Source organism: Alkalimonas amylolytica (assembly GCF_900107845.1).
Lineage (GTDB): Bacteria > Pseudomonadota > Gammaproteobacteria > Enterobacterales > Alteromonadaceae > Alkalimonas > Alkalimonas amylolytica.
This window is the reverse complement of the sequence record NZ_FNRM01000011.1, coordinates 18,411-38,017: the sequence shown is the minus strand read 5'-3', so window position 1 is coordinate 38,017 and position 19,607 is coordinate 18,411. Positions and strand designations below refer to the sequence as shown.

The 19,607-nt window shown below is 51.4% G+C and carries 19 protein-coding genes, 1 other RNA gene and 2 pseudogenes; 10 read left to right on the top strand and 12 right to left on the bottom strand.

What is annotated here, in order from left to right; all coding sequences use genetic code 11:
- Positions 1-2: 2 nt before the first annotated feature.
- Both BLW37_RS16640 and BLW37_RS16635 read right to left on the bottom strand, forming a co-directional pair.
- Positions 3-1,514 (bottom strand): hypothetical protein, encoded by a 1,512-nt coding sequence (locus BLW37_RS16640; protein ID WP_091343707.1) that lies wholly within the window; start codon positions 1,512-1,514, stop codon positions 3-5.
- A 296-nt stretch (positions 1,515-1,810) separates the two neighbouring features.
- A complete protein-coding gene (locus BLW37_RS16635; RefSeq protein WP_091344927.1) occupies positions 1,811-2,350 on the bottom strand; it encodes a DUF3299 domain-containing protein in 540 nt (179 codons plus the stop codon).
- Between the two features lie 48 nt (positions 2,351-2,398).
- Here BLW37_RS16635 and BLW37_RS16630 point away from each other — a divergent pair, with 48 nt between their 5' ends.
- A complete protein-coding gene (locus BLW37_RS16630; RefSeq protein WP_171907658.1) occupies positions 2,399-3,112 on the top strand; it encodes an ABC transporter ATP-binding protein in 714 nt (237 codons plus the stop codon).
- Entirely contained in the window at positions 3,106-4,362 is a 1,257-nt protein-coding gene (locus BLW37_RS16625; protein WP_091344925.1) for an ABC transporter permease, read from the top strand. The genes BLW37_RS16630 and BLW37_RS16625 overlap by 7 nt, the downstream gene beginning before the upstream one ends.
- On the opposite strand, the gene BLW37_RS16620 is transcribed toward BLW37_RS16625, so the two are convergent.
- Positions 4,346-5,101 carry a substrate-binding periplasmic protein gene (locus BLW37_RS16620; protein WP_091344923.1) on the bottom strand — a complete coding sequence of 252 codons (756 nt, stop codon included), beginning with the start codon at positions 5,099-5,101 and terminating at the stop codon, positions 4,346-4,348. The genes BLW37_RS16625 and BLW37_RS16620 overlap by 17 nt on opposite strands.
- A gap of 278 nt (positions 5,102-5,379) precedes the next feature.
- Here BLW37_RS16620 and BLW37_RS16615 point away from each other — a divergent pair, with 278 nt between their 5' ends.
- Positions 5,380-7,023: a diguanylate cyclase gene (locus BLW37_RS16615; protein ID WP_091344921.1), complete on the top strand. Its 1,644-nt coding sequence runs from the start codon at positions 5,380-5,382 to the stop codon at positions 7,021-7,023.
- Positions 7,024-7,053: 30 nt separating this feature from the next.
- Here the strand turns inward: BLW37_RS16615 and BLW37_RS16610 are convergent, their stop codons facing one another.
- The 3 genes from BLW37_RS16610 to BLW37_RS16600 form a co-directional block, all read right to left on the bottom strand.
- On the bottom strand, positions 7,054-8,079 hold the full coding sequence (locus BLW37_RS16610) for a metal-dependent hydrolase (RefSeq protein WP_091344919.1): 1,026 nt from the start codon (positions 8,077-8,079) through the stop codon (positions 7,054-7,056).
- Positions 8,079-8,474 (bottom strand): cupin domain-containing protein, encoded by a 396-nt coding sequence (locus BLW37_RS16605; protein WP_091344918.1) that lies wholly within the window; start codon positions 8,472-8,474, stop codon positions 8,079-8,081. Before BLW37_RS16605 ends, BLW37_RS16610 begins: the two co-directional genes overlap by 1 nt.
- Positions 8,475-8,563: 89 nt before the next feature.
- On the bottom strand, positions 8,564-8,839 hold the full coding sequence (locus tag BLW37_RS16600; RefSeq protein WP_091344916.1) for a Rossmann-fold NAD(P)-binding domain-containing protein: 276 nt from the start codon (positions 8,837-8,839) through the stop codon (positions 8,564-8,566).
- Between the two features lie 177 nt (positions 8,840-9,016).
- On the opposite strand from BLW37_RS16600, the gene BLW37_RS16595 reads away from it, so the two are divergent.
- Positions 9,017-10,957, top strand: a complete 1,941-nt coding sequence (locus BLW37_RS16595; protein WP_171907657.1) for a bifunctional 2',3'-cyclic-nucleotide 2'-phosphodiesterase/3'-nucleotidase — start codon at positions 9,017-9,019, stop codon at positions 10,955-10,957.
- A 23-nt stretch (positions 10,958-10,980) separates the two neighbouring features.
- Positions 10,981-11,760 (top strand): annotated as a pseudogene (gene rluF, locus BLW37_RS16590) (23S rRNA pseudouridine(2604) synthase RluF); the annotation flags it as partial.
- A gap of 50 nt (positions 11,761-11,810) precedes the next feature.
- Here the strand turns inward: rluF and BLW37_RS16585 are convergent.
- Positions 11,811-12,680 (bottom strand): MBL fold metallo-hydrolase, encoded by an 870-nt coding sequence (locus BLW37_RS16585; RefSeq protein WP_091344909.1) that lies wholly within the window; start codon positions 12,678-12,680, stop codon positions 11,811-11,813.
- 83 nt (positions 12,681-12,763) lie between these two features.
- Between BLW37_RS16585 and BLW37_RS16580 the strand changes: the two genes are divergently transcribed.
- The 3 genes from BLW37_RS16580 (at position 12,764) to BLW37_RS16570 (ending at position 14,956) form a co-directional block, all read left to right on the top strand.
- Positions 12,764-13,654: a MaoC/PaaZ C-terminal domain-containing protein gene (locus BLW37_RS16580; RefSeq protein ID WP_091344907.1), complete on the top strand. Its 891-nt coding sequence runs from the start codon at positions 12,764-12,766 to the stop codon at positions 13,652-13,654.
- 106 nt (positions 13,655-13,760) lie between these two features.
- Positions 13,761-14,339: a hypothetical protein gene (locus tag BLW37_RS16575; protein ID WP_245785761.1), complete on the top strand. Its 579-nt coding sequence runs from the start codon at positions 13,761-13,763 to the stop codon at positions 14,337-14,339.
- A gap of 209 nt (positions 14,340-14,548) precedes the next feature.
- Positions 14,549-14,956, top strand: a complete 408-nt coding sequence (locus BLW37_RS16570) for a YccF domain-containing protein (protein ID WP_091344904.1) — start codon at positions 14,549-14,551, stop codon at positions 14,954-14,956.
- Between the two features lie 125 nt (positions 14,957-15,081).
- On the opposite strand, the pseudogene BLW37_RS16565 reads toward BLW37_RS16570, so the two are convergent.
- The 3 genes and pseudogenes from BLW37_RS16565 to smpB form a co-directional block, all read right to left on the bottom strand.
- Positions 15,082-15,381 (bottom strand): annotated as a pseudogene (locus BLW37_RS16565) (type II toxin-antitoxin system VapC family toxin); the annotation flags it as partial.
- Positions 15,382-15,473: 92 nt separating this feature from the next.
- Positions 15,474-15,834, bottom strand: a transfer-messenger RNA (tmRNA) gene (ssrA, locus tag BLW37_RS16560).
- Positions 15,835-15,989: 155 nt separating this feature from the next.
- Positions 15,990-16,469 carry an SsrA-binding protein SmpB gene (smpB, locus tag BLW37_RS16555; protein ID WP_091344902.1) on the bottom strand — a complete coding sequence of 160 codons (480 nt, stop codon included), beginning with the start codon at positions 16,467-16,469 and terminating at the stop codon, positions 15,990-15,992.
- Between the two features lie 104 nt (positions 16,470-16,573).
- Between smpB and BLW37_RS16550 the strand changes: the two genes are divergently transcribed.
- Both BLW37_RS16550 and BLW37_RS16545 read left to right on the top strand, forming a co-directional pair.
- Positions 16,574-17,017: a type II toxin-antitoxin system RatA family toxin gene (locus tag BLW37_RS16550; RefSeq protein WP_091344898.1), complete on the top strand. Its 444-nt coding sequence runs from the start codon at positions 16,574-16,576 to the stop codon at positions 17,015-17,017.
- Positions 17,010-17,363 carry an RnfH family protein gene (locus tag BLW37_RS16545; protein WP_091344897.1) on the top strand — a complete coding sequence of 118 codons (354 nt, stop codon included), beginning with the start codon at positions 17,010-17,012 and terminating at the stop codon, positions 17,361-17,363. The genes BLW37_RS16550 and BLW37_RS16545 overlap by 8 nt, the downstream gene beginning before the upstream one ends.
- Positions 17,364-17,446: 83 nt before the next feature.
- Here BLW37_RS16545 and BLW37_RS16540 read toward each other — a convergent pair whose 3' ends face one another.
- Positions 17,447-17,806, bottom strand: coding sequence for an outer membrane protein assembly factor BamE (locus BLW37_RS16540; RefSeq protein ID WP_091344895.1), 360 nt, complete (start codon positions 17,804-17,806; stop codon positions 17,447-17,449).
- Between the two features lie 62 nt (positions 17,807-17,868).
- Positions 17,869-19,536: a DNA repair protein RecN gene (recN, locus tag BLW37_RS16535; RefSeq protein WP_091344894.1), complete on the bottom strand. Its 1,668-nt coding sequence runs from the start codon at positions 19,534-19,536 to the stop codon at positions 17,869-17,871.
- Positions 19,537-19,607 lie beyond the last annotated feature (71 nt).

Sequence of the window (19,607 nt, the reverse complement as noted above, 5' to 3'; positions counted from 1 at the left end):
TGTTAGATCTTCTCCAGTTGGGCCAGAGGATGGTTAATGAAGTGATCAATGAAAGTTTTTGTTAATGCTTTATTGCCCGATACTCTAATTTTAGCTAGAACATCTCTAAAATCTTTATATACAATTTGATATTTTATTGTATTGCTCTGAGCTTTGCGCAGTTTATCAATCGCTTCATCTGAAAACACTCCTGAAGTCCAAAACTCAAAAGTCATTTTTCTATCTTTCCAATCAGGGTGTGTAAGAGCAAATGCACGGAAAATAGGAACTTGTTCTGTAAGCCAATAATTTATTTCTTCTGCTGTTACCTGATTGTTAAAGCTATATCCCTTTCCCTCGATAAATATTAGCTCCTTCTGGTTTGTGCATATTACATCTGCTTCTTTCACTCCATTCATCGTTTTGCAGAGGCGATTTAACTCTACGGACTGAGCAAACTCAGACCTCATGGCTTCAGCAATAATATACTCGAATAATGCACCTCTTAATCTGCTGGCTGCGCCTTCAATTTTTCCTAATGAATCAAATAGCATATCAATTTTTGCAGGATTTAAGGCTTGTATTGCAACCCTTGAAAGTAGATCGGTTAACTCCCTTAAGTTTCTTGCGGTTTCATTATCAAATATTGCTGCTGTAGTGGCCGGAGAGATGCCAAGGGATTTTAACTTTCTAAAAGCTGGCTCACTAAACGAGTGTGCTAAAAAGAAACAGAGCTGCTTCCCAACATTTTTTAAACTCCTAAGTGCATTGAGCTTCTGTAAAAATGGCTGTATTCCAAGTTCGCTAACTTCATGGTTTAGCAAAATATCACATACAACAAACCCTGGTTTAGGAGTGGAGCCATCGCGACCGAAGCTTATTAGTGGACTGAGATACGATGGACCTGCTAAATCCCATGCGGTAGTGCTGACAGTAGGGTTGTTTTCTAAAGTGCGAATTGCCACTTGGTTATATGAAACGAACCCAAGCTTACGCATCCAGCTTTTGACCCCCCGAAGCATAAGTTCTTCCACAAAGATCCTTGCTTTCATTACCGGGATTAGTGTTTCTATATGATTAGTATGAAGCCCTAAATATACACAGGTGCCTATACCTTCCACATGAATTTCTTTAATCAGGTTAGCATTTTTCAGTGTATTGAGTATGGCATCTACAGATAAGTGTTTCTTTTGTTTTATCGGTGCACCGCAAGCAATTTCAAAATGCTTTTTAGGCATAACACCATCTCGCTCCCTAAGTGCGGTAATTGCAAAGCCATAGGCAGAATTAGTTGCTAAAAGTGCTGATTCAAGTCTTGCCCAGTAGAGGCCACTACCAGCCTGCTCTTTTAAAAATAGAAACTTTGCCCGTCTCGGGAAGGAAAGCCCTAAGCGAAAGATACCATTTCCTGTTCTAGAAACTCGTTGCCTAGCCGCTTCTGGCGACAACTTGAATGCTTTAACCAAGTATTCTGTTATCTCTGAACTTAGAGTGGGTCCATGTTGCTTAAGATATTCATGAACTAAATTAACCATTGTCACACTGCGCTATATATACAAGATAAAATAACAATAGCATCAAAAAGAAGGCTAAGCAGAGAGCCCTTTAAATCTGGGGTCTTGAGAAGGACTTTTTCCGTGTAAATCTAGAGTCTGTCACAGTCCTCAAAATTTAGTATTTTTTGAGTATTCTAAAATGGTGCAAAAACGGTATGAGTTAACTTTACTCACACCGCAGGTCTGCTGTGCAACAGCTACATAATAGCGTCAACCACTAAAAAAGCGCCCGAGGGCGCTTTTTTAGTGGGCACAACTGGTTTGGTCCGCCAGCTTTACCAGGTGTATTCTTCGATGTGATCCGCTTTCAGGCTGTAAGCCGCAAAAGCCAGATCGTGACTTATTGAGTCGGTGGTGAGTACGCCGGTAATCCAAAACGGTGTGTACATCATGTCAGCTGTCAGGCCTTTTGCATCGGTGACATAGATAATCTGATTTGGTGGCGGTGGAGGTACATGGATACAAGCACCAAAGTATGGCACCAGAAAAAAGCTGGTGACATTCTGGTTTTGATCAAACTCCAGCGGGACGATGAAACCAGGCAAACGTATCCGTTGATTGTTAAACTCTTCACGTACTCTGGTCGAAGTCAGCACTTGTTGCCATAAGCTGGCGTAGGGATCGTCAGACGCATCGTCAAACGGTGATGGTTGGCTGTAGTCGTGTTCAATATCTGGCAGCGTTTCCAGCAGCGCCAGATCCTCTTCTGGCATGAGATCAGTCCATTCCAGGGTGCGTACCTCTTCAGCTTGCAACTGGGCGGAAGTAAATGCGACAGACAGCAACAGGATTGCTATAGACAGTGAACGCATCATTGGAGCTTACTCCTGAACTTTGGTATAAATCATACCCATCATCTTACCATGAAGGTTGGACAACCGGTGACTGACAAGCCGAAAAAATATGTAATTGAACTCAAAAATCTGCGTTTTCGCTGGCCTGGCAAGCAAGGTTGGCAGCTGGCGCTGGATAACTTACAGCTGGAAGCTGGTCAGCATTTGTTTATACGTGGTGCATCCGGCTCTGGTAAAACGACCTTACTGAATTTACTCAGTGGCATCACCACACCGAATGAAGGTGGGCTCTGGTTGCAGCAAACCCCAATGCATAAGCTCTCGGCGGCCAAGCGGGATACCTTGCGGGCACAACAAATCGGCGTGGTATTTCAGCAGCTCAACCTGATCCCATACCTGTCGGTACTGGATAATGTGCTGCTGGTGGCAGGTTTTGCTAATCAGTCGGCCGGTGAACTGACAGAACGTGCCATTATGCTGTTGCAGCATTTGGGGCTTAACGATGAACTGCATCACCAAAAAGCCACGGAGTTAAGTGTGGGGCAGCAACAGCGGGTGGCCATTGCTCGAGCATTACTGCTGCGCCCGGCCTTGCTGATTGCCGATGAGCCAACTTCGGCACTGGATGCCGATAACCGTGATGCCTTTATGCGGCTGATGTTGGCAGAGGCCACTGAAAGTGGCACTACCGTGATTTTTGTCAGCCATGATCAGGCGTTGCAAAGCTTTTTCAACTGGCATTTACCGATGGATCAACTTGAGCAGGGAGTACAGCCATGCTGATCAAATTGGCGCGTTTAAGTCTGTGGAATCGCCGTGGGACCGTGCTGATGACAGTGTTGTCTCTGGTGATTAGCATCAGTTTGCTGCTTGGGATTGATCATCTGCGGCATGAAGCAAAGAACAGCTTTACCAGCACGGTCTCTGGTACGGATTTGATTGTTGGTGCCCGCTCTGGCCAGCTGAACTTACTGCTGTATTCGATTTTTCGGATTGGCAATGCCACTGCCAACATCAGTTGGGAAACCTACCAGCGTATACAGCGCCATCCGCAGATCGCCTGGACCATCCCCATTTCGCTGGGCGACTCGCACCGAGGCTACCGGGTGGTGGGTACCAATCAGGATTATTTTGAATTTTATCGCTACGCAGGTCAGCAGCAGCTGCAACTGGCGCAAGGTGTTATTTTTGATGATGTGTACGACACGGTACTGGGTTCAGAGGTGGCGACACGGCTTGGTTATCAGTTGGGGCAGGAGATCGTGCTGGCCCACGGTATTGGTCAGGTTAGTTTTAGCGAACATAAAGATAAGCCCTTTACTGTGGTTGGCATCCTGGCTCCAACCGGCACGCCAGTCGATCAAAGCGTGCATGTCAGCCTGGAAGGGATAGAAGCGATTCATATTGACTGGCAGCAAGGGGCGCCCATGCCAGGGCGTCGGGTAAGTGCCGAGCAGGCACTGGAGATGGATTTAACGCCTAAAGCCATTACGGCGTTTTTGGTGGGGCTGAACTCCCGGGCGGCCACCTTTTTAGTGCAGCGGCAAATCAATGAGTTTCGCGGTGAGCCTTTAACGGCCATTTTACCTGGCGTGGCGCTGGCAGAGCTCTGGCAGATGCTTAGCATGGTGGAACGTTTGCTGCTGGTGATCACTGTGCTGGTATTGTTGGCTGGCTTGGTGGGCATGACCACCACCTTGCTTGCCTCGATGAAAGAGCGGCAGCGGGAGATTGCTATTTTACGGGCCGTGGGTGCTCATCCCGGCACCCTGTTCTGGTTGGTGCAGCTGGAAGTGTTGTTGATAACTTTGGCTTCTTTGGTGTTGGCCATGGCAGTACTGATGGTCGGGCTCTGGTTTGGTCAGGATCTGCTGGCCAGCCGCTATGGCTTGTTTATCGGTTTAAACCCGATTCGTGACAGCAGCTTACAACTGATGGGGCTGGTACTTGGGCTGGCTCTGCTGCTGGGCTGCATTCCTTCCTGGCTGGCGTACCGCCGGGCCCTGACCGATGGCCTTAGCGTGCGCCTGTAGCGGGCAGCAAGCTATGCAAAATGGTGCGGTATTGGTTGCTGGCCTGCAATTGCTGCAGGCCGCGATTAAAGCGCTCCATCAGCTCCTCAGAACGAGGATCCTGCTTGGAGAGCACCAGATACATCGGCCGTTGCTCCAGTACGGGCTCCATGTACTCAATGTCATCGGCGTATTCAGGCAACAAGGTTTGCAGCAGGTAGAGACCGTTGAGCTTATCGGCTGGTACCAAGTCGACCCGCTCCAGAGCCAGCATCCGGAATGCCTGCTCATCGCTGGCAACAGCAATGGTATTTAGCCGTGCGCGAAGTAACCCTTCCGGCTGCGCATAGCCTTGCACCACACCCAAACGATAGCGCGCATCAGCCAGTTGCTGGTAGTTTCGAAATTCCAGTGGCATGGCTTTGCGTTTAAACAACACGATATGATTGGCGTACATCGGCTGCGAATACAAAAAGTGTTCGACTCTGTCTTCGTCGTACCAGGCGGCAATCAGGCCAGCGTAATGGCCCATTTTTGCTTGATGCAAAGCGCGACCAAAAGGCATAAATTCCACATCAATCTGAATGCCTTGCAGCGCAAAGGCTTGGCGGATGATTTCAGTCACTACACCTTGCTGTGGTAAGTCTGCCGCATAGTGAGGGTGGTAGTTGCTACTGGCTAAGACAATGCGCTCCGCTTGCAGCGACACACTTGACAGCAGGCCGACAAAGATCAGCAACCAGATACCCAAGTGTTTCATCAATAGTCCTTTATTCGATACAACTCAGCTCTGAGTATAACGATTACACCAGGGCGATGGGTTGATAAAAAGCTGATATTTATTTGAACCTCGCTTGGTTAGGTTGCGCCATCGTAGCGTGATCCTGCCTGAGCACAAGGAAACCTGGGTTAACATCAAATCGTGTTTTGTTGGCTTGGAAGTTTAAGAAAAACCCTTGGAAAACCTATTTTTAATGGCTTTTAGGCTGGAAGTTCGCTACTTTTTACTCAGATGTTTTTTCAAATGAAGAGCAGGGCATGCCAGCATCGCAACAGCAGATTCAGCAGCAATTGGAAGCCTTGCAACAAAGTTATTTGGTGCGCTTGCAGCAGGATTGGCCGCAAATCGTCGCCATGGCAGGCCAGTTGCTTGATGCGAACGACCGCGGCTGGCAGAGCATTGCAAAAACACTGAAGCAACGTTTCCACACTCTGGCAGGTTCAGCGGGCACTTTTGGCATGCCACAGCTTGGTCAGCAAGCCAAGGCGCTGGAAATGGAGCTCGACTCCTGGCTTGAGATTGATGTGCGGCCAGAAACTGAGCTGAAACAGCAGTTTCTACAGATGGTGCAGGAGCTTAGTAATCACAGTAGTAGCATGCCCCAAGCTATACCGGCACCTTTGTTTCAGGCTGTCGATGATGAATTTACCCGTAAAGCGCATATCCTGGTGTTCAGTAAAGACGGTGAGCTTGGCAAACAGCTGACATCAGCGATGGACCCTTTTGGCCATCAGGTAGTCAGTTGCCGCACATTGGAAGAGTTAAAAGCAGCTGTGGCTGTGCAAAAGCCCGATGTGCTGGTGCTGGATATGCCTCAGAGCCGCCTGGCAGGTGGGCTGAAAAAACTGCTGCAGCAATTGCTGACAAATCAACACCAGCCCACGGTACTGTTTGTCGTCGGTGAAAAAGAAAGTTTTAACCAGTACCTGGCTGCAGTGCGCTTGGGTGCTAGTGGTTACTTTAGCAAACCGGTGGATGCAGCGGCCATTGAGCTGCGTATTCAGCGTTTACTGGCCCTGCGCCAGCAAGCTCGTTTTCGGATCCTGATTGTCGACGATGATGTGATGCTGGCACAGCATTACCAGTTGATTATTGAGCAGGCTGGTATGGAAGCCAAAGTGGTCAACGATCCCACCAAGATGTTGATAGGTTTGCAGGGGTTTCAGCCGGATGTGATCCTGTTGGATGTCAATATGCCGGATTGCACCGGCCCGGAGCTGGCGCAGATTATTCGTTTTAAAGATGAATGGCTTGGGGTGCCTATTGTCTATTTGTCGTCGGAAACGGATAGTCAGCGCCAGTTGGATGCGTTGGTCAAAGCCGGGGATGATTTCATTTCCAAACCCATTACCGATCAGGCCCTGGCTGTGACGGTGTTCGCCCGGGCTCAGCGTGCCAGGCAGCTGGCGGAGATGATGATCCGCGATAGCCTGACCGGCTTGCTGCAACATGCTACCGTGAAAGAGCGGCTGAGCGATGAGATAGCCAAAGCCAAGCGCAGCAAGCAGGAATTGATTGTGGTGATGCTGGATTTGGATCATTTTAAGCGGGTCAATGATCAATATGGCCATTTGGTGGGCGATCAGGTTATCAGCAGTCTGGCAAATTTATTGCAACAAAAACTGCGCAAAACCGATGTGATAGGCCGTTATGGTGGTGAAGAGTTTTTACTGGCTTTACCAGATTGCTCACTGAAAAAAGCCAAAGTCATTATCGATGGCATTCGCCAGTCGTTTCAGGCCATTCCTTTCAGTGCCCAGGAACAGTCGTTTCAGTGTACTTTCAGCGCTGGTCTGGCCCGGGTTGATACCAGCCAATCGACCGATGAAAACATTGACCGGGCCGATCAGGCACTGTATCAGGCCAAGCACAATGGCCGCAACCGGGTAGAGCTTGCCTAATTTGGCCATCACCAAAAAGCTGGCTGTAAGTCAGTCGCAGCCTGGCTGGCTAAGCACCGTGCTTTCCGAGAGTGGCCTGGCTTCCAGCCAAAAACGACGAAAGGCCCAGGCCCACATTTCAAGCATCTGGTAGGGTTTATCCAGTTGCACTACTGCTATCGGCTGAAGCTTTGTGTCTTGCTGGCAAGCCAGGCTAAATTCAAAGGCATAATTGCCCTGCATGCCCATCCGCAAATCGGCCATAGTGAGCAACTGGCCGCGTTGAAAATAACCGACAAAGCCATGGCTGAAACGGGTGAGTTCTTGAGCTTCCGGAAGTTGACTCAGTGTTTTAGCTTGCTCTGAAAAGGCATGCTGACGAAACTCTATCGGGGTTTTGCCATCATTCAATGCATAAAACCCCTCGCGATAGCCCTTTTCGTCCATCACAATAATCCGCCAGACCAAGGTATTCAGCGCTGTCGGTTGCACCAGCCGCTCATAGTGCGCCAGCTCGGGATGCTGCTGATCAAGCTGCCACAACACCCACTGTTGCGCTAACAAGCCCCAGCCTAAGTAGAGCGAAGACAGCAGCAACCCTAATGCATTAAAGCCAAGCCCAGGTCCGGGTAAGCGCCAGGCCAGGGCAACGCCAATCAGCAGTGGCACTGTGTAGAGCGGATCAATCACAAAAATACTTTCCAGCGCAAAGGCATGGTTGCTAAATGGCAGCGCCAGCTGGGTGCCATAGGTGGTAAAGGTATCCAGCAGGCTGTGGGTCACCAGTACCAGCCAGATGGCCAACCACCAGTGCAGGAACAGTGCTTGTTGCTGATGCCAGCGGCAAATCAGCGCTGCCAGCAGAGGTGCGAACAGCGTTTGGTAAAAAAAGGCATGGCTCTCGCCACGATGGCGCAGCATATTGCTTAGGTCATCACCATAATGAATAAACACATCCAGATCGGGCAGGGTGCCGGCAACAGCCCCCCACAAGGCTGCTTTTTTTACCGAGGTGGATTTGCCCATGACTGCAACGGCGACGGCTGCGCCAAGCGCGGCCTGAGTAACAGAATCCATCAGTCGTCTACCAGCACCCGATCCGTTGGATCAAAGCGGGGCGATTGAATGGATAGCACTTTTAGTGGCTGCCCGGAGGTGATTTCCAGTACTCCATGAACAGTACCAGGCGGGATCAGCAGGTAGTCACCCGATTGAATGTTTAGTTCATCATCGGCCAGGCGCATGCGGGCGCTACCCTGCAGCACATAAATTTGCTCGGTATGCCATTGGTGGTAATGGTTGGGCACTGCGCCGGTGATGGTCAGCAAAAAGCTGCTACTATGGTCCGTTGCTGCCAAAGGCTGATTGTGAATGGCAGGGGCATCGGCTGGTGCTATCAGCTTAGGTAAATGCAACACGGCTGATGAACAGGCGATAGCTGGCAAAGCAACCAGAACGGCGAAAAAGCTCATGGGCAGGCCCTCTTCTGCAAAGGGAACAGCTTAAAAGAAGGTCAGTAGTCTGTCCAGTGAACTGCTGCGTTGCAGCGCAGCAGCGATCGTTAGTGGGCGCGGTACAAACGGCAGAAATAGTCGATAATGGAGTCGGAATCAAAACGGCTGAACTTCAATTGATGCTTTTGCACAATGGCGTCCGCCAAAGAGCGCAAGGTGACATCCAACGACTGGCCACAGGGGCGAGTGAGCTCATGACGGCTGAACAAGTAATTCAGTGCAACCGAGGTATAGGATTTCCCGGCGACAGGTTGAACCAACTGCAGTTCATGCAGGCGAACGCCAAGGTTGCGTAATTTTTCTAAGCGACTTTGTTCGTTCATGGTGCATTCTCCATCAAAGTATGCGGGTTATCCGGTACATAAAGGTTATCGTCCGCCTTACTGAAAACTTGAACGCGAATTTACCCCGACTTAGGTCCCAAGGCCGTAAAATTGTCACGGAAAAATGCTACAATCTGCTGATTCAAAACCTGAATGAAGTGGCTTAAAGAGAGTTTCATGAGAAAAATCATCAATTTTGTGTTGCTGACGCTCGTTATGTGGTTCGTAGCAGCATGCTCTCCATCTCCGGAGCGTCAACCACAAGTCGAGCTGCGCATCATGCATACCAATGATTTGCATGCCTATATGCTGGGGTACGATTATTTCCAGCAGCGTGAAACCGATCGTTTTGGCCTGGCGCACACTGCAGCTTTGGTGCATCAGGCCAGGTTGGAGCAGCCAAACAACCTGTTGTTTGATAACGGCGATACCATTCAGGGCAGTGCACTTGGCGACTGGGCTCATGCTCAGGGTTTGGAGTATCTTCAGCAGCAACGGCATCCGGTGATCCGGGCGATGAATTATCTGGGCTATGATGCTGCAGCGCTCGGTAATCATGAATTTAACTATGGCCTAGCGTATCTGGATGCCACCATTGAAGGGGCCACTTTTCCGTTTTTATTGGCCAATGTGTTTGAGCCGGATGCCGCAGTGGATGACTGGCAAGCTAGCCGCTATACACCTTATGTGATTCAAAGCCATAGCTTTGTTGGCACTGATTTGCAGCGCCATGATATTCAGGTGGGGATTTTGGGCCTGGTACCGCCGGACATTCTGCGTTGGGATCGGCACCATCTGGAAGGCCGGGTACAAGCACGGGATATGGTAGCTACCGCTCAGCACTTTGTGCCAAAAATGCGCGCTGAAGGGGCGGATCTGGTTGTGGTGATTGCCCATACCGGCCTGAGGGATTATGGCGACTACCCTGAAGGTGCCGAGCAAGCCGGGCTGTATCTAGCGCAAATTGAAGGGGTCGATGCTTTATTGCTGGGCCATCAGCACCGGCAACTGCCAGGGCCGGATTACCAGGATATGGCCGGAGTAGATGCCAAGCGCGGTTTCATTCATGGCGTACCTGCCGTGATGGGGGGGCAGTATGGCAGCCATCTGGGCGTGATAGATTTAACGCTTAAACGCACCGATGGCAGCTGGCAGGTGGTTGATGCTGCCAGTGAGTTACGCCAGGTTGGCCCAGAGCGCGATGAGCTGCTGGTGGCTTTATTGAGTGAAGAGCAAGCGCAAACCCTGGCGATGCTGAATCAGCCTTTGGGGGCTACCGATGGCGCCATTGAAAACTTCTTTGCCCGGGTAGTACCGAGCACTGCTGTGTCTTGGGTCAATCAGGCGCAAAGCTGGTATGCAAACACCTTGCAGCAGCAAGGTGAGCTGCCGGATTTCCCCATTATCAGTGCGGCGGCGCCTTTTCGCAGTGGCTTTGGCGGGCCGGCAGATTATACCCATCTGGCAGCTGGCCCACTGACCCTGGGTAACATCGCGGATCTGTACATTTACCCCAATACCTTGCGAGTGATTGAGCTGAGTGGCAGTGAACTGCGTGACTGGCTGGAAATGTCAGCCCGGACCTTTAACACCATCGAAGCTAGTAAGGACGAGTGGCAGCAACTGCTGGCACCACGCATTCCCAGCTACAACTTCGACATGATGAGTGGGCTTAGCTACCGCATTGATGTGAGCCAACCCGCCCGTTTTGATGGTGAAGGCCAACAAGTAAGCGATAGCCACCGTATTGTTGAATTGAGCTATCTGGGCCAGCCGGTTCGTGCTGAGCAGCGCTTCTTGCTGGCCACAAACAATTACCGGGTCAGTGGCGGCGGCTTTTTTCCCCATGCCACAACGGCACCGGTGCATTACACCGGTCAAATGGAAGTTCGGCAGATCATTGCTGCCTTCACCCGCGAACAGGCGAAGCAACACGGCGAAGCCATTCCGGTGCAATTGCAACAGAACTGGCAACTAACGCTGCCGGCCGGGGCCCGGCTGGAGTTTCGCAGCAGCAGCCTGGAAGCAGCCAAAGCCAAAGCTGAATCGCATCCTCGCCTGCAGTTTATAGGCCTGGATGATGACGGCTACGGCCGTTATCAGTACCTACCGGAGTAAGCATTTTGAGCGAAGCCGCAGGCATGCGCCTGAATAAATACATCAGTGAAACCGGAATCTGTTCGCGGCGCGAAGCCGATAGGCTGATTGAACAGGGCCAGGTGCTGGTCAATGGTAGCCCGGCCGAAACCGGCATGAAGGTGAGCGATGCCGACAGCATTATGGTGGCAGGCAAGCCGCTCAAAGCCAAGCCTAAGGCGGTCTATTTGGTGTATCACAAACCGGTGGGCGTGGTTTGTACCACCGATACGGCCGTTAAAGGCAATATTGTCGATGCGGTGAACTACCCTCAGCGGATTTTCCCAATCGGCCGGTTGGATAAACCGTCTTCCGGTCTGATTTTGCTGACCAACGATGGCGATATCGTTAATAAGATTTTGCGCGCCGGCAATGCCCACGAAAAAGAGTATCTGGTCAGTGTTGATAAGCCGATCAACCGCCAGTTTTGTCAGCGGATGGCGGCCGGCGTGCCGATCCTTGGCACCGTGACCAAGCCTTGCAAAGTCACGCAAATCGGGCCGGATCGGTTTTCCATTATCCTAACCCAAGGGCTTAACCGGCAAATCCGCCGTATGACCGCTTATCTTGGTTTTGAAGTGACCCGCTTAAAACGCATTCGCATTATGAGTTTTCAGCTGGCCGATTTAAAACCTGGTCAGTGGCGCGAAGTCACCCCAGCCGAATTTGCGTTGCTGAGTGATTTGTTAAAAGACTCGGTGAAAACCGAAGAGGCCTCGCAAGGTGCCGGAGCCGGCATCAAAAAGCGGGGCCATCAACCGCGCATTGAGCGGCCAAAGCGTCAGTACCGTCCGGGCTAGGTCAGCCCATTTAGACAAGAGAACAGGGCGCGGCTTTAATCCGCCAGCGCCTGATACAAAGTGCGGATCCAGCGCTCTTCAGTAATGAAATTCCAGTGCCAATCCTGCCATTGCTCACCCAGGCCGCGGGTGATGATGGCTTCTAGTGTTAAGCCTTCGGCTTTGTACTGCTGCACCTGAGCCAGGGTAGCTTCCATCATCCGTAATTCGCGCTCTAAGCCAGCTTGGTTGGTTAACACGCCATGCCCTGGGATCACTCGGGTGTTGGCATCGATGCTGGCAATGACATGGCGGGTCACGTCCATGTAAGCCTGCAGGTTGCCACCGGCGTTGGTATCGATAAAAGGGAAGCGTCCTTCAAACATCAGATCGCCCATATGCACTACATTCGCCGCTTTAAACCAGACAATGCTGTCGCCATCGGTATGGCTTGGTTGCATGGCGGTCAGTAAAACAGGCTGGCCATTCATGTACAGGCTTAATTGGTCGTTGAATGTCAGGTTCGGCAAGCCTTCGGCCGGGAAATTACTGTCGGCTTGCAGGCGTTTACGCACATTGTCGTGAGCGATAATGCGGCTAGCTGCGGCCAGTTTGGCATTGCCGCCGACATGGTCGCCATGAAAGTGGGTGTTGACCAATACTTGCAGCGCTTGCCCTGTCGCCAGTTCACTAAGTGTGGCTTCAATCTTGCCAGCCATTTCGGCAAACTGGGCATCAATCAGCAAGATGCCATCATCCCCGGTTAGGGCTGCCATATTGCCGCCGGCTCCAATCAGCATGTAAAGCCCGGGGGCCAGCTCGGTTGCTTCTACCTGCACATCGGCAAAGCGGTCGGCCAGTGCCCGGCTGCTAAACAGTAGCAAAGCGCTGCAGAGGGAAAGTGATAGTAGTTGTAATGTGCGCATTGAGGATCTCCTGGGTGGTTGCGAACAACAAACAATAGTCGTTAGTATCAAAGCCTAGTGAATTTCAGCCAAATTGGATCATTTTGGATAAAAATAACGCATTCGCGCGCTCTTTGTTATCAGCGCAGAAATTACCGGCCCTGACAGCCAGTTACTTCAGAGCATTGATGGCGCTTGGTACCAAAGCACCCGAGAGCCTGACAGCCGAAGTACTGTTACCAGCCTTGCCGGATCCGATGGAGTATCTGACACTGTGCCAGCATCCCAGCCAACATAGTGCCCCGTGCTGGTTTCAAGTGGCAAGCTTTCCTTTGCAGCTTTATCTGTTAACTCAGCGCAGATTTCCATTAGCAGCCATTGGCCTGGTGCATCTGATGAACCGCATTGACGTGTTGGCACCACCAGATCCGCTCAGCCCTGTGCGAATGGTGGTGCACTCTGGCTTGCCAGAGCCGCATGCCAAAGGCCAGCTGGTTTGGCTGGAGACTGCCTGCTACCAGCATGGGCAATTGGTGTGGCGTAGCAGGGCCAGCTATTTGCAGCGTCAGCACAAAAGTAAGCCGAAGATGGATAGGCAACCGTCTACTGAGCCAGGCATCGTCTTGTCTTTGCCCAGGCAAAGTACGTTATGGACGCTGCCAGTCAGCCTAGGCTGGCGCTATGGTCGTTTATCCGGCGATCTGAATCCTATTCATCTGCATCCTCTGCTTGCCCGCTTGTTTGGCTTTAAAGCCAACATCGCCCACGGCATGTGGAGCAAAGCCCGCTGCCTGGCCGAGCTGGCAGCACAGGGGGCCTTACCCGAACTGCCTTATCAGGTCGAGGTACGTTTCGACAAGCCCATTTTGCTGCCTGCCACAGTACAGTGTCATTGGCAGTCAAAAAAAGATGGTTGTAATTTTGCGCTGCTATCTGCCGATGGCGCTCTTTGTCATTTGCAAGGCACAATAATGCCTATCCGCAACGATTGTTGATACAACACTGTGGTTGATTTCAGCGCAGGTTCAGGCTGGGAGGCTTCTTATGGAGCTTAAGCATGAAAGCTATCATCAGCCTTTAACCACCATAAGGTATCTAAGTATGACCAAAAGCCTCTGTCGCGTGATCAGTTTCTGTAGTTTGGCACCCTTGTTGGTAGTAGTGGCCGGCACTGCATGGGCCGATACGGTGCTGACCGATGCCAACCTGACTAAATTGGAAGCGGCTTTGCCGGCTCTGGCGAAGGTAGAGCAGGACAACGTTGCTTCGTTGTATCAGGTTCGCTTGCAAGCGCATTGTAACTGGTCGCGCCATGCGACAGAAGTTCGGGCGCAGCAGGAGGGCCAGGGCTATCTGGACGAGGTGGATAGGATTTTGGCAGAGCATGAGCTGACAGCGCCGCTTTTTATGGAGTTAACCGCCAAGGGCAGTTGGCCGGTACTGGACTCGATGCGCCCCATGCTGCAGGTATCGCGGCGTGCGCTACCATTTTTACCAGAGCCACAGCGCCAGCAGACCGTGCAGGTGCTGGATCAAACCGAGCACATGACCCAGGCGATAGGCCCTTGCCTGACCGAAGCGGATAAAGTGGCATTGCAGCAGCATCGCGGACGCTTGCTTGCAATGGCCAGCCGGATGCCGGGTGGCCTCATTCCTGCCAAAGCCGAACTTCTGCCATAACGCTGGCTGGCCCGGGGTGAAGTTGAAGCGGGCAGATGCTACTACCAAAGCAGCTAAATTCAGGTGATATTGACAAATCTTTTGGTAGGATCAGCGATTTCTAGCGGCATTGATTTTTTAAGTAATTGATAAAAGTAAATATTAAAGTTGGCATGTTAGTTGCTTACTGCAGGGAAGTTGTTTGGCAAATTAGTTTGAAAGGATAAAACATGGGATTGTTTCGCTTCATTTTTAATGTGCTCTGGTTTGTGTTGGGTGGTTTTGTCATGGGGCTGGCCTGGTGGCTGGCCGGACTGATTTGCTTTATCACCATCATCGGCATTCCTTTTGGCCGCTCCTGCTTTGTGATTGGCCAAATGGCTTTCTGGCCGTTTGGTAAAGAGAGCATCAACCGCCGTTACATCAACCGGGCAGAAGACATTGGTACCGGTGCTCTAGGCAGCCTTGGCAACATCATCTGGTTTATTTTTATCGGCATTTGGCTGGCGATAGGGCACCTGTTTCATGCACTCCTTTGTTTTATCACCATTATCGGTATTCCATTTGGCTTACAACACCTGAAACTGGCAGCATTAACCGTAGCGCCGATTGGTCAGACGATTGTGAGTAAGGCTTAAAAGCCAACGGGTAAGCTGCCATAAAAATTAGCGCTTGATGTCATCAAACAAGGCATGAAGCGCTGCTTTAGGTTTCACTGTTATGCTTTCGCCTTGCCTGAGTTGTTTGTAAGAAGCTGGCAGCATCAAGTGTGGCTCGTGATCCAACTCTCCAGTCTTAAACCCTTAATGCGTTCAAACTCCGGCAGCTTGTTGGTGACTAAAATTTGTCTTTCACTTCTGGCGTGGCCGCTGATATGCAGATCATTCACCCCGATTGCCGTGCCGCACTTCTCCAGCTCGGAGCGGATATCCCCATAAGGCAAGATCACCAACCGTGAAACAAAATCCTTCATCGTTTGGCGGTTTTGCTCTGGCTTAGCACTTTTTTCAACGCCATGACAAAGTTCTGCGCAAGTGATTGAGCTGATGCACATCAGGCCGGCTACTTGTTAAGGGTTGAAGTGGGGCTTTCTAGACAACTAAGTGGATGTAAAGGCCATAAAAAAGCCAGCTCAATTGAGCTGGCTTTCTGGTTTGGTGGAGCTGGGGGGAGTTGAACCCCCGTCCGAAAAACCTACATCCTCGGTACTACATGCTTAGCCAATTCATTTAGTTAACCCTATGAGCGCCGAATGGCAGGCTATCGTCGGGCGAGCCTGATTGGTTTTAACGTATTGGCTCCAGGCGAAGCCGCAACGCGATCCTGTTTAGGGTGATCCCCCGTTACCTCTGCTTACAGGCATGCAAGAGCGGGAGAGCTATCTACTGCCTATTAAGCAGCGATTGCGTAGTTTTCGTCGTTTGCGACTATTGGTTTGCGGTTTTTTTACGAGGCCTACCGCACCTCGGCATGCACCTAAGAGTTCGTGAATCCCGTCGAATCCAGAATCAGCCCCGAATTCAGTAGTGATTACGCCCACTCAGCGTGAGTCCGGCATTGTACGGGCTTGTCGCCACCTGTACAAGAGTTACTGCCGGTATATTCCGGACCATTTCGGCCCTTATTGCTTAGATGGGGACCTGAAGTGAAAGTTTCAAGCCCCAGGCGAAATTAACGGTGACTGTGTTTCATCATCCGCTCTTTTTCCCGCGCCCAGTCTTTGTCTTTTAGGTCAGAGCGTTTATCAAAGTGCTTCTTGCCTTTGGCCAGATGGAATTCGACTTTGACCCAGCAGGCTTTCCAGTACATGGCGGTGGCTACCAGGGTGTAGCCATCGCGCTCGGTCAGGCCTATTAGCTTGGCCAGTTCGCGTTTTTTTAACAGCAGCTTGCGGCTGCGTTCCGGGTCGCAAATCACATGGCTGGAGGCACTGTTCAGCGGTTGGATCTGTGCGCCAAACAGGTAGGCTTCGCCTTGTTTGATGATAACGTAGGAGTCGGACAGATTTACTTTGCCCTCTCGAATGCTTTTTACTTCCCATCCTTGCAAGCTGATGCCGGCCTCGAACTTATCTTCAAGGAAATATTCATGGCGGGCTTTTTTATTCAGCGCGATGGTACTGCTTTGAGTTTTCGGTTTCTTTTTTGTCATAGCTGCCTAGTATACGGGATCCAACGCTTTCTTTGCTATGGGCTGAGCCTTGTTGGAGCGAACTTTTCTGTTACAATCTGCCACTTGTTGTACGAGGAGAGCCTATGCCGCAGATAGAGCGCAGTGCCCTGGTGTTTTACAGTGCGCAGCAGATGTTTGATCTGGTGAATGATGTCAGTCGCTACCCCGAGTTTCTGCCCGGTTGTAAAGCTGCCCGGATTTTACGTCAAAGCGCAGCCGAAATGGAAGCAGAGCTGGAACTGGGAAAAGCGGGATTAGGCAAATCCTTTACTACCTTGAATCAGTTGGAGGCTCCACACCGTATTGCGATGAGCCTGGTGAATGGGCCTTTTAAAAAGCTGCAGGGCGGCTGGACCTTTACTGAACTGCAAGCCAATGCCTGCAAGGTGCAGTTGCAGCTGGAGTTTGAATTTAGTAACCGACTGGTGGAATTGGCCTTTGGTAAAATTTTCAAAGAACTTACTGCCGCCATGGTAACGGCCTTTACCGAGCGGGCGAAGCAGGTGTATGGAGCGCCGAATGTCTGACAGCATCACCATTGAAGTAGCCTATGCGTTACCGCAAAAGCAATCTTTACTGACGGTGACTGTGCCGGCAGCCGCCAGTGTCGAGCAGGCGATCCGTATGTCTGGCATCCTTGATTTGTATCCGGAGCTGGATCTGGCAACGCAAAAAGTTGGCATCTGGAGCCGGGCAGTCAAGCTCGCTGATCCGCTGAAGTCCGGCGATCGCATTGAACTGTACCGGCCTTTAATTGCCGATCCGAAAGAGCTGCGCCGCAAACGGGCAGAAAAAGCCAAGCAGGAAGGGCGGGCGAATCAGGTCACTGGTGGTAGGCCACTTAAATCGGCCAAAGAGAGCAGCGCGGAATAGCTTTTAGGATATATGACTGAGTAAGCGTACAAAAAACCGGCGATACCAGCCGGCTTTTTTTCGTACAAAATGAGCGGCTGTGGTTAATTATCCAGCGGTGTATCAAACTCTTCGGACAGTTCAAAGTCGCCTTCGACTTTAGCCAGCCGGCCATTGTCAAAATGGACCACCAGCGAACGCTCCATCTTATTGCCATTGCCGTACTGGATGGCGTAATAATAATGCCAAACATTGTCATCAAAGCTATTTTGCGCCACCGGGTTACCAAGTACAAAGCGCACCTGCTCTTTACTCATTTGCACCCGCAACTTATCAATGTCGCGTTGCTCCATGTAATTGCCCTGTGGAATATCAATCCGGTAAATCCAGCTGCTGCAAGCACTTAAAGTGATCACACTGCTTAGGATAATGAGCCATTTTGCTACTACATTCATGCTTTTCATCTTTTTGCCCGTTTCATTCTCACTATCATACCTGAAGCGGCCAATAGCGTACAGCCTCAGACTTAGGGTGCGCACAAAAGTTCACGGGCATTAGCCAGGGCACTGGCGCTGATGTTCTCGCCGGCCAGCAAGCGGGCGATTTCACTGACCCGTTCTTCGTCACTCAGGCTGCGAATACGAGTTTCGGTGGCAATGCCATCGGTGTATTTCTCCACAAACAGCTGCTGATGGCCCTGACTGGCTACTTGCGGCAAGTGGGTAATGCAGATCACCTGGCAGCGTTCCCCCAACTGACGCAACAGCCGGCCAACACCGGCCGCGACCGGACCACTGATACCGACATCGACTTCATCAAAAATAAGCGTAGGGGTGGTGATTTTATCGGCCAGAATCACCTGTACCGCCAGGCTGATGCGGGATAGCTCGCCACCGGAGGCCACCTTATGCAGTGGTTGCAGGGGTTGGCCTGGGTTGGTACAGACCAGGAACTCGATTTTATCCAGTCCCAGTGCACTGGCTTTATCCAATGGCTGCGGGCTTACTTCAATCATAAACTGGCCATTGTGCATGCTCAGCTCGTGCATGCTTTGGCTGATCTGGCTACTGAGTGCTTCGGCAGCGCTTTGGCGCTGCGCGGTGAGTAGGGTGGCGCTTTGCTGGTAGTTGTGTTCGGCCTGTTGCAGCTGCAGGGCCAGCTCATCCAGCCGGGCATCGTCGCGGCTAAGTGCCTGCAATTGCTCACTGAGCTGCTGATGGTGTTGGTACAGCTCGTGTTCGCTGATCTGGTGCTTGCGGCTTAGTTGCAGCCACTGGCTCATGCGTTCGTCCACCTGCTGCAACCGCTCGGGATCGAGCTCCAGTTTTTCGCTGTAATGCCGCAGCTCTCGGCTGGCTTCTTCGACCTGCACCAGCGCTTCAGCCAGCATCTGTTGCACCGAGGCTAAACTGCTATCCAGCTCTGTCAGTTGCTCCAGTTGCTGGCAGGTGCTGCTAAGCGCCTGATAAATGGTGGTGTCATCGCTATCGTACAGCTGGGCCAGCGCACTTTGGCTGTCGCACAGCAGCTGCTGGCCATGGCTCAACCGGCTGTGCTCCGCTTCCAGCTCGGTAAATTCCTGCTCACCCGGCGCAAACTGATCAAGCTCGGCCACCTGATACTCCAGCAACTGCTGCTGTGCTTCACGCTGCTGACAGGCTTGCTGCAATTGCTGCTGCTCGCGCTTTAATTGCTGCCACTGTTGCCAATGGTGTTTGCACTGCTGCAGACTGCTGTCGTGGCTGGCAAAGGCATCCAGTAACTGGCGTTGATAGTCTGGCTTTAACAACAGTTGATGGGCATGTTGACCATGAATGCTTAACAGGTGTTGACCCAGCGCTTTGAGTTGTTGCGCCGGTACCTGCACGCCATTGATGTAGCCACGTGAGCGACCCTCGCTGCTGATCACCCGGCGGATAATGCACTCTTGGCCCATGGCCAAATCTTGCTGTTCCAGCCACTGCTGCGCGCTGACTAACTGACTGACATCAAAACTGGCTACGATATCGGCTTTGTCGGCACCTGGCCGAACCATGGCAGCTTCGGCCCGCTCACCTAAGCAAAGCGATAAGGCATCCAGCGCAATGGATTTACCGGCCCCGGTTTCGCCGGTAATGCTGGTCATGCCCTGCTGCCAGTCCAGCTCCAGCGCGCGCACTATGGCAAAATTACTGATATGAAGATGGGACAGCATAGGGCACCTCGCAAGGTCGATTCACTGTTTAAATAGACAGTGTAAATCTATACAGTATTTTTGGCTTTTGC

Bases quoted from the DNA above. Each gene is read 5' to 3' on its own strand.
- BLW37_RS16640 (WP_091343707.1), bottom strand. From the start codon at position 1,514: ATGGTTAATTTAGTTCATGAATATCTTAAGCAACATGGACCCACTCTA.
- BLW37_RS16570 (WP_091344904.1), top strand. From the start codon at position 14,549: ATGGGATTGTTTCGCTTCATTTTTAATGTGCTCTGGTTTGTGTTGGGT.
- recN (WP_091344894.1), bottom strand. From the start codon at position 19,536: ATGCTGTCCCATCTTCATATCAGTAATTTTGCCATAGTGCGCGCGCTG.
- BLW37_RS16610 (WP_091344919.1), bottom strand. From the start codon at position 8,079: ATGGATTCTGTTACTCAGGCCGCGCTTGGCGCAGCCGTCGCCGTTGCA.
- BLW37_RS16550 (WP_091344898.1), top strand. From the start codon at position 16,574: ATGCCGCAGATAGAGCGCAGTGCCCTGGTGTTTTACAGTGCGCAGCAG.
- BLW37_RS16635 (WP_091344927.1), bottom strand. From the start codon at position 2,350: ATGATGCGTTCACTGTCTATAGCAATCCTGTTGCTGTCTGTCGCATTT.
- BLW37_RS16615 (WP_091344921.1), top strand. From the start codon at position 5,380: ATGCCAGCATCGCAACAGCAGATTCAGCAGCAATTGGAAGCCTTGCAA.
- smpB (WP_091344902.1), bottom strand. From the start codon at position 16,469: ATGACAAAAAAGAAACCGAAAACTCAAAGCAGTACCATCGCGCTGAAT.
- BLW37_RS16600 (WP_091344916.1), bottom strand. From the start codon at position 8,839: ATGAACGAACAAAGTCGCTTAGAAAAATTACGCAACCTTGGCGTTCGC.
- BLW37_RS16605 (WP_091344918.1), bottom strand. From the start codon at position 8,474: ATGAGCTTTTTCGCCGTTCTGGTTGCTTTGCCAGCTATCGCCTGTTCA.
- BLW37_RS16625 (WP_091344925.1), top strand. From the start codon at position 3,106: ATGCTGATCAAATTGGCGCGTTTAAGTCTGTGGAATCGCCGTGGGACC.
- BLW37_RS16620 (WP_091344923.1), bottom strand. From the start codon at position 5,101: ATGAAACACTTGGGTATCTGGTTGCTGATCTTTGTCGGCCTGCTGTCA.
- BLW37_RS16545 (WP_091344897.1), top strand. From the start codon at position 17,010: ATGTCTGACAGCATCACCATTGAAGTAGCCTATGCGTTACCGCAAAAG.
- BLW37_RS16540 (WP_091344895.1), bottom strand. From the start codon at position 17,806: ATGAAAAGCATGAATGTAGTAGCAAAATGGCTCATTATCCTAAGCAGT.
- BLW37_RS16585 (WP_091344909.1), bottom strand. From the start codon at position 12,680: ATGCGCACATTACAACTACTATCACTTTCCCTCTGCAGCGCTTTGCTA.
- BLW37_RS16630 (WP_171907658.1), top strand. From the start codon at position 2,399: ATGAAGGTTGGACAACCGGTGACTGACAAGCCGAAAAAATATGTAATT.
- BLW37_RS16595 (WP_171907657.1), top strand. From the start codon at position 9,017: ATGAGAAAAATCATCAATTTTGTGTTGCTGACGCTCGTTATGTGGTTC.
- BLW37_RS16575 (WP_245785761.1), top strand. From the start codon at position 13,761: ATGACCAAAAGCCTCTGTCGCGTGATCAGTTTCTGTAGTTTGGCACCC.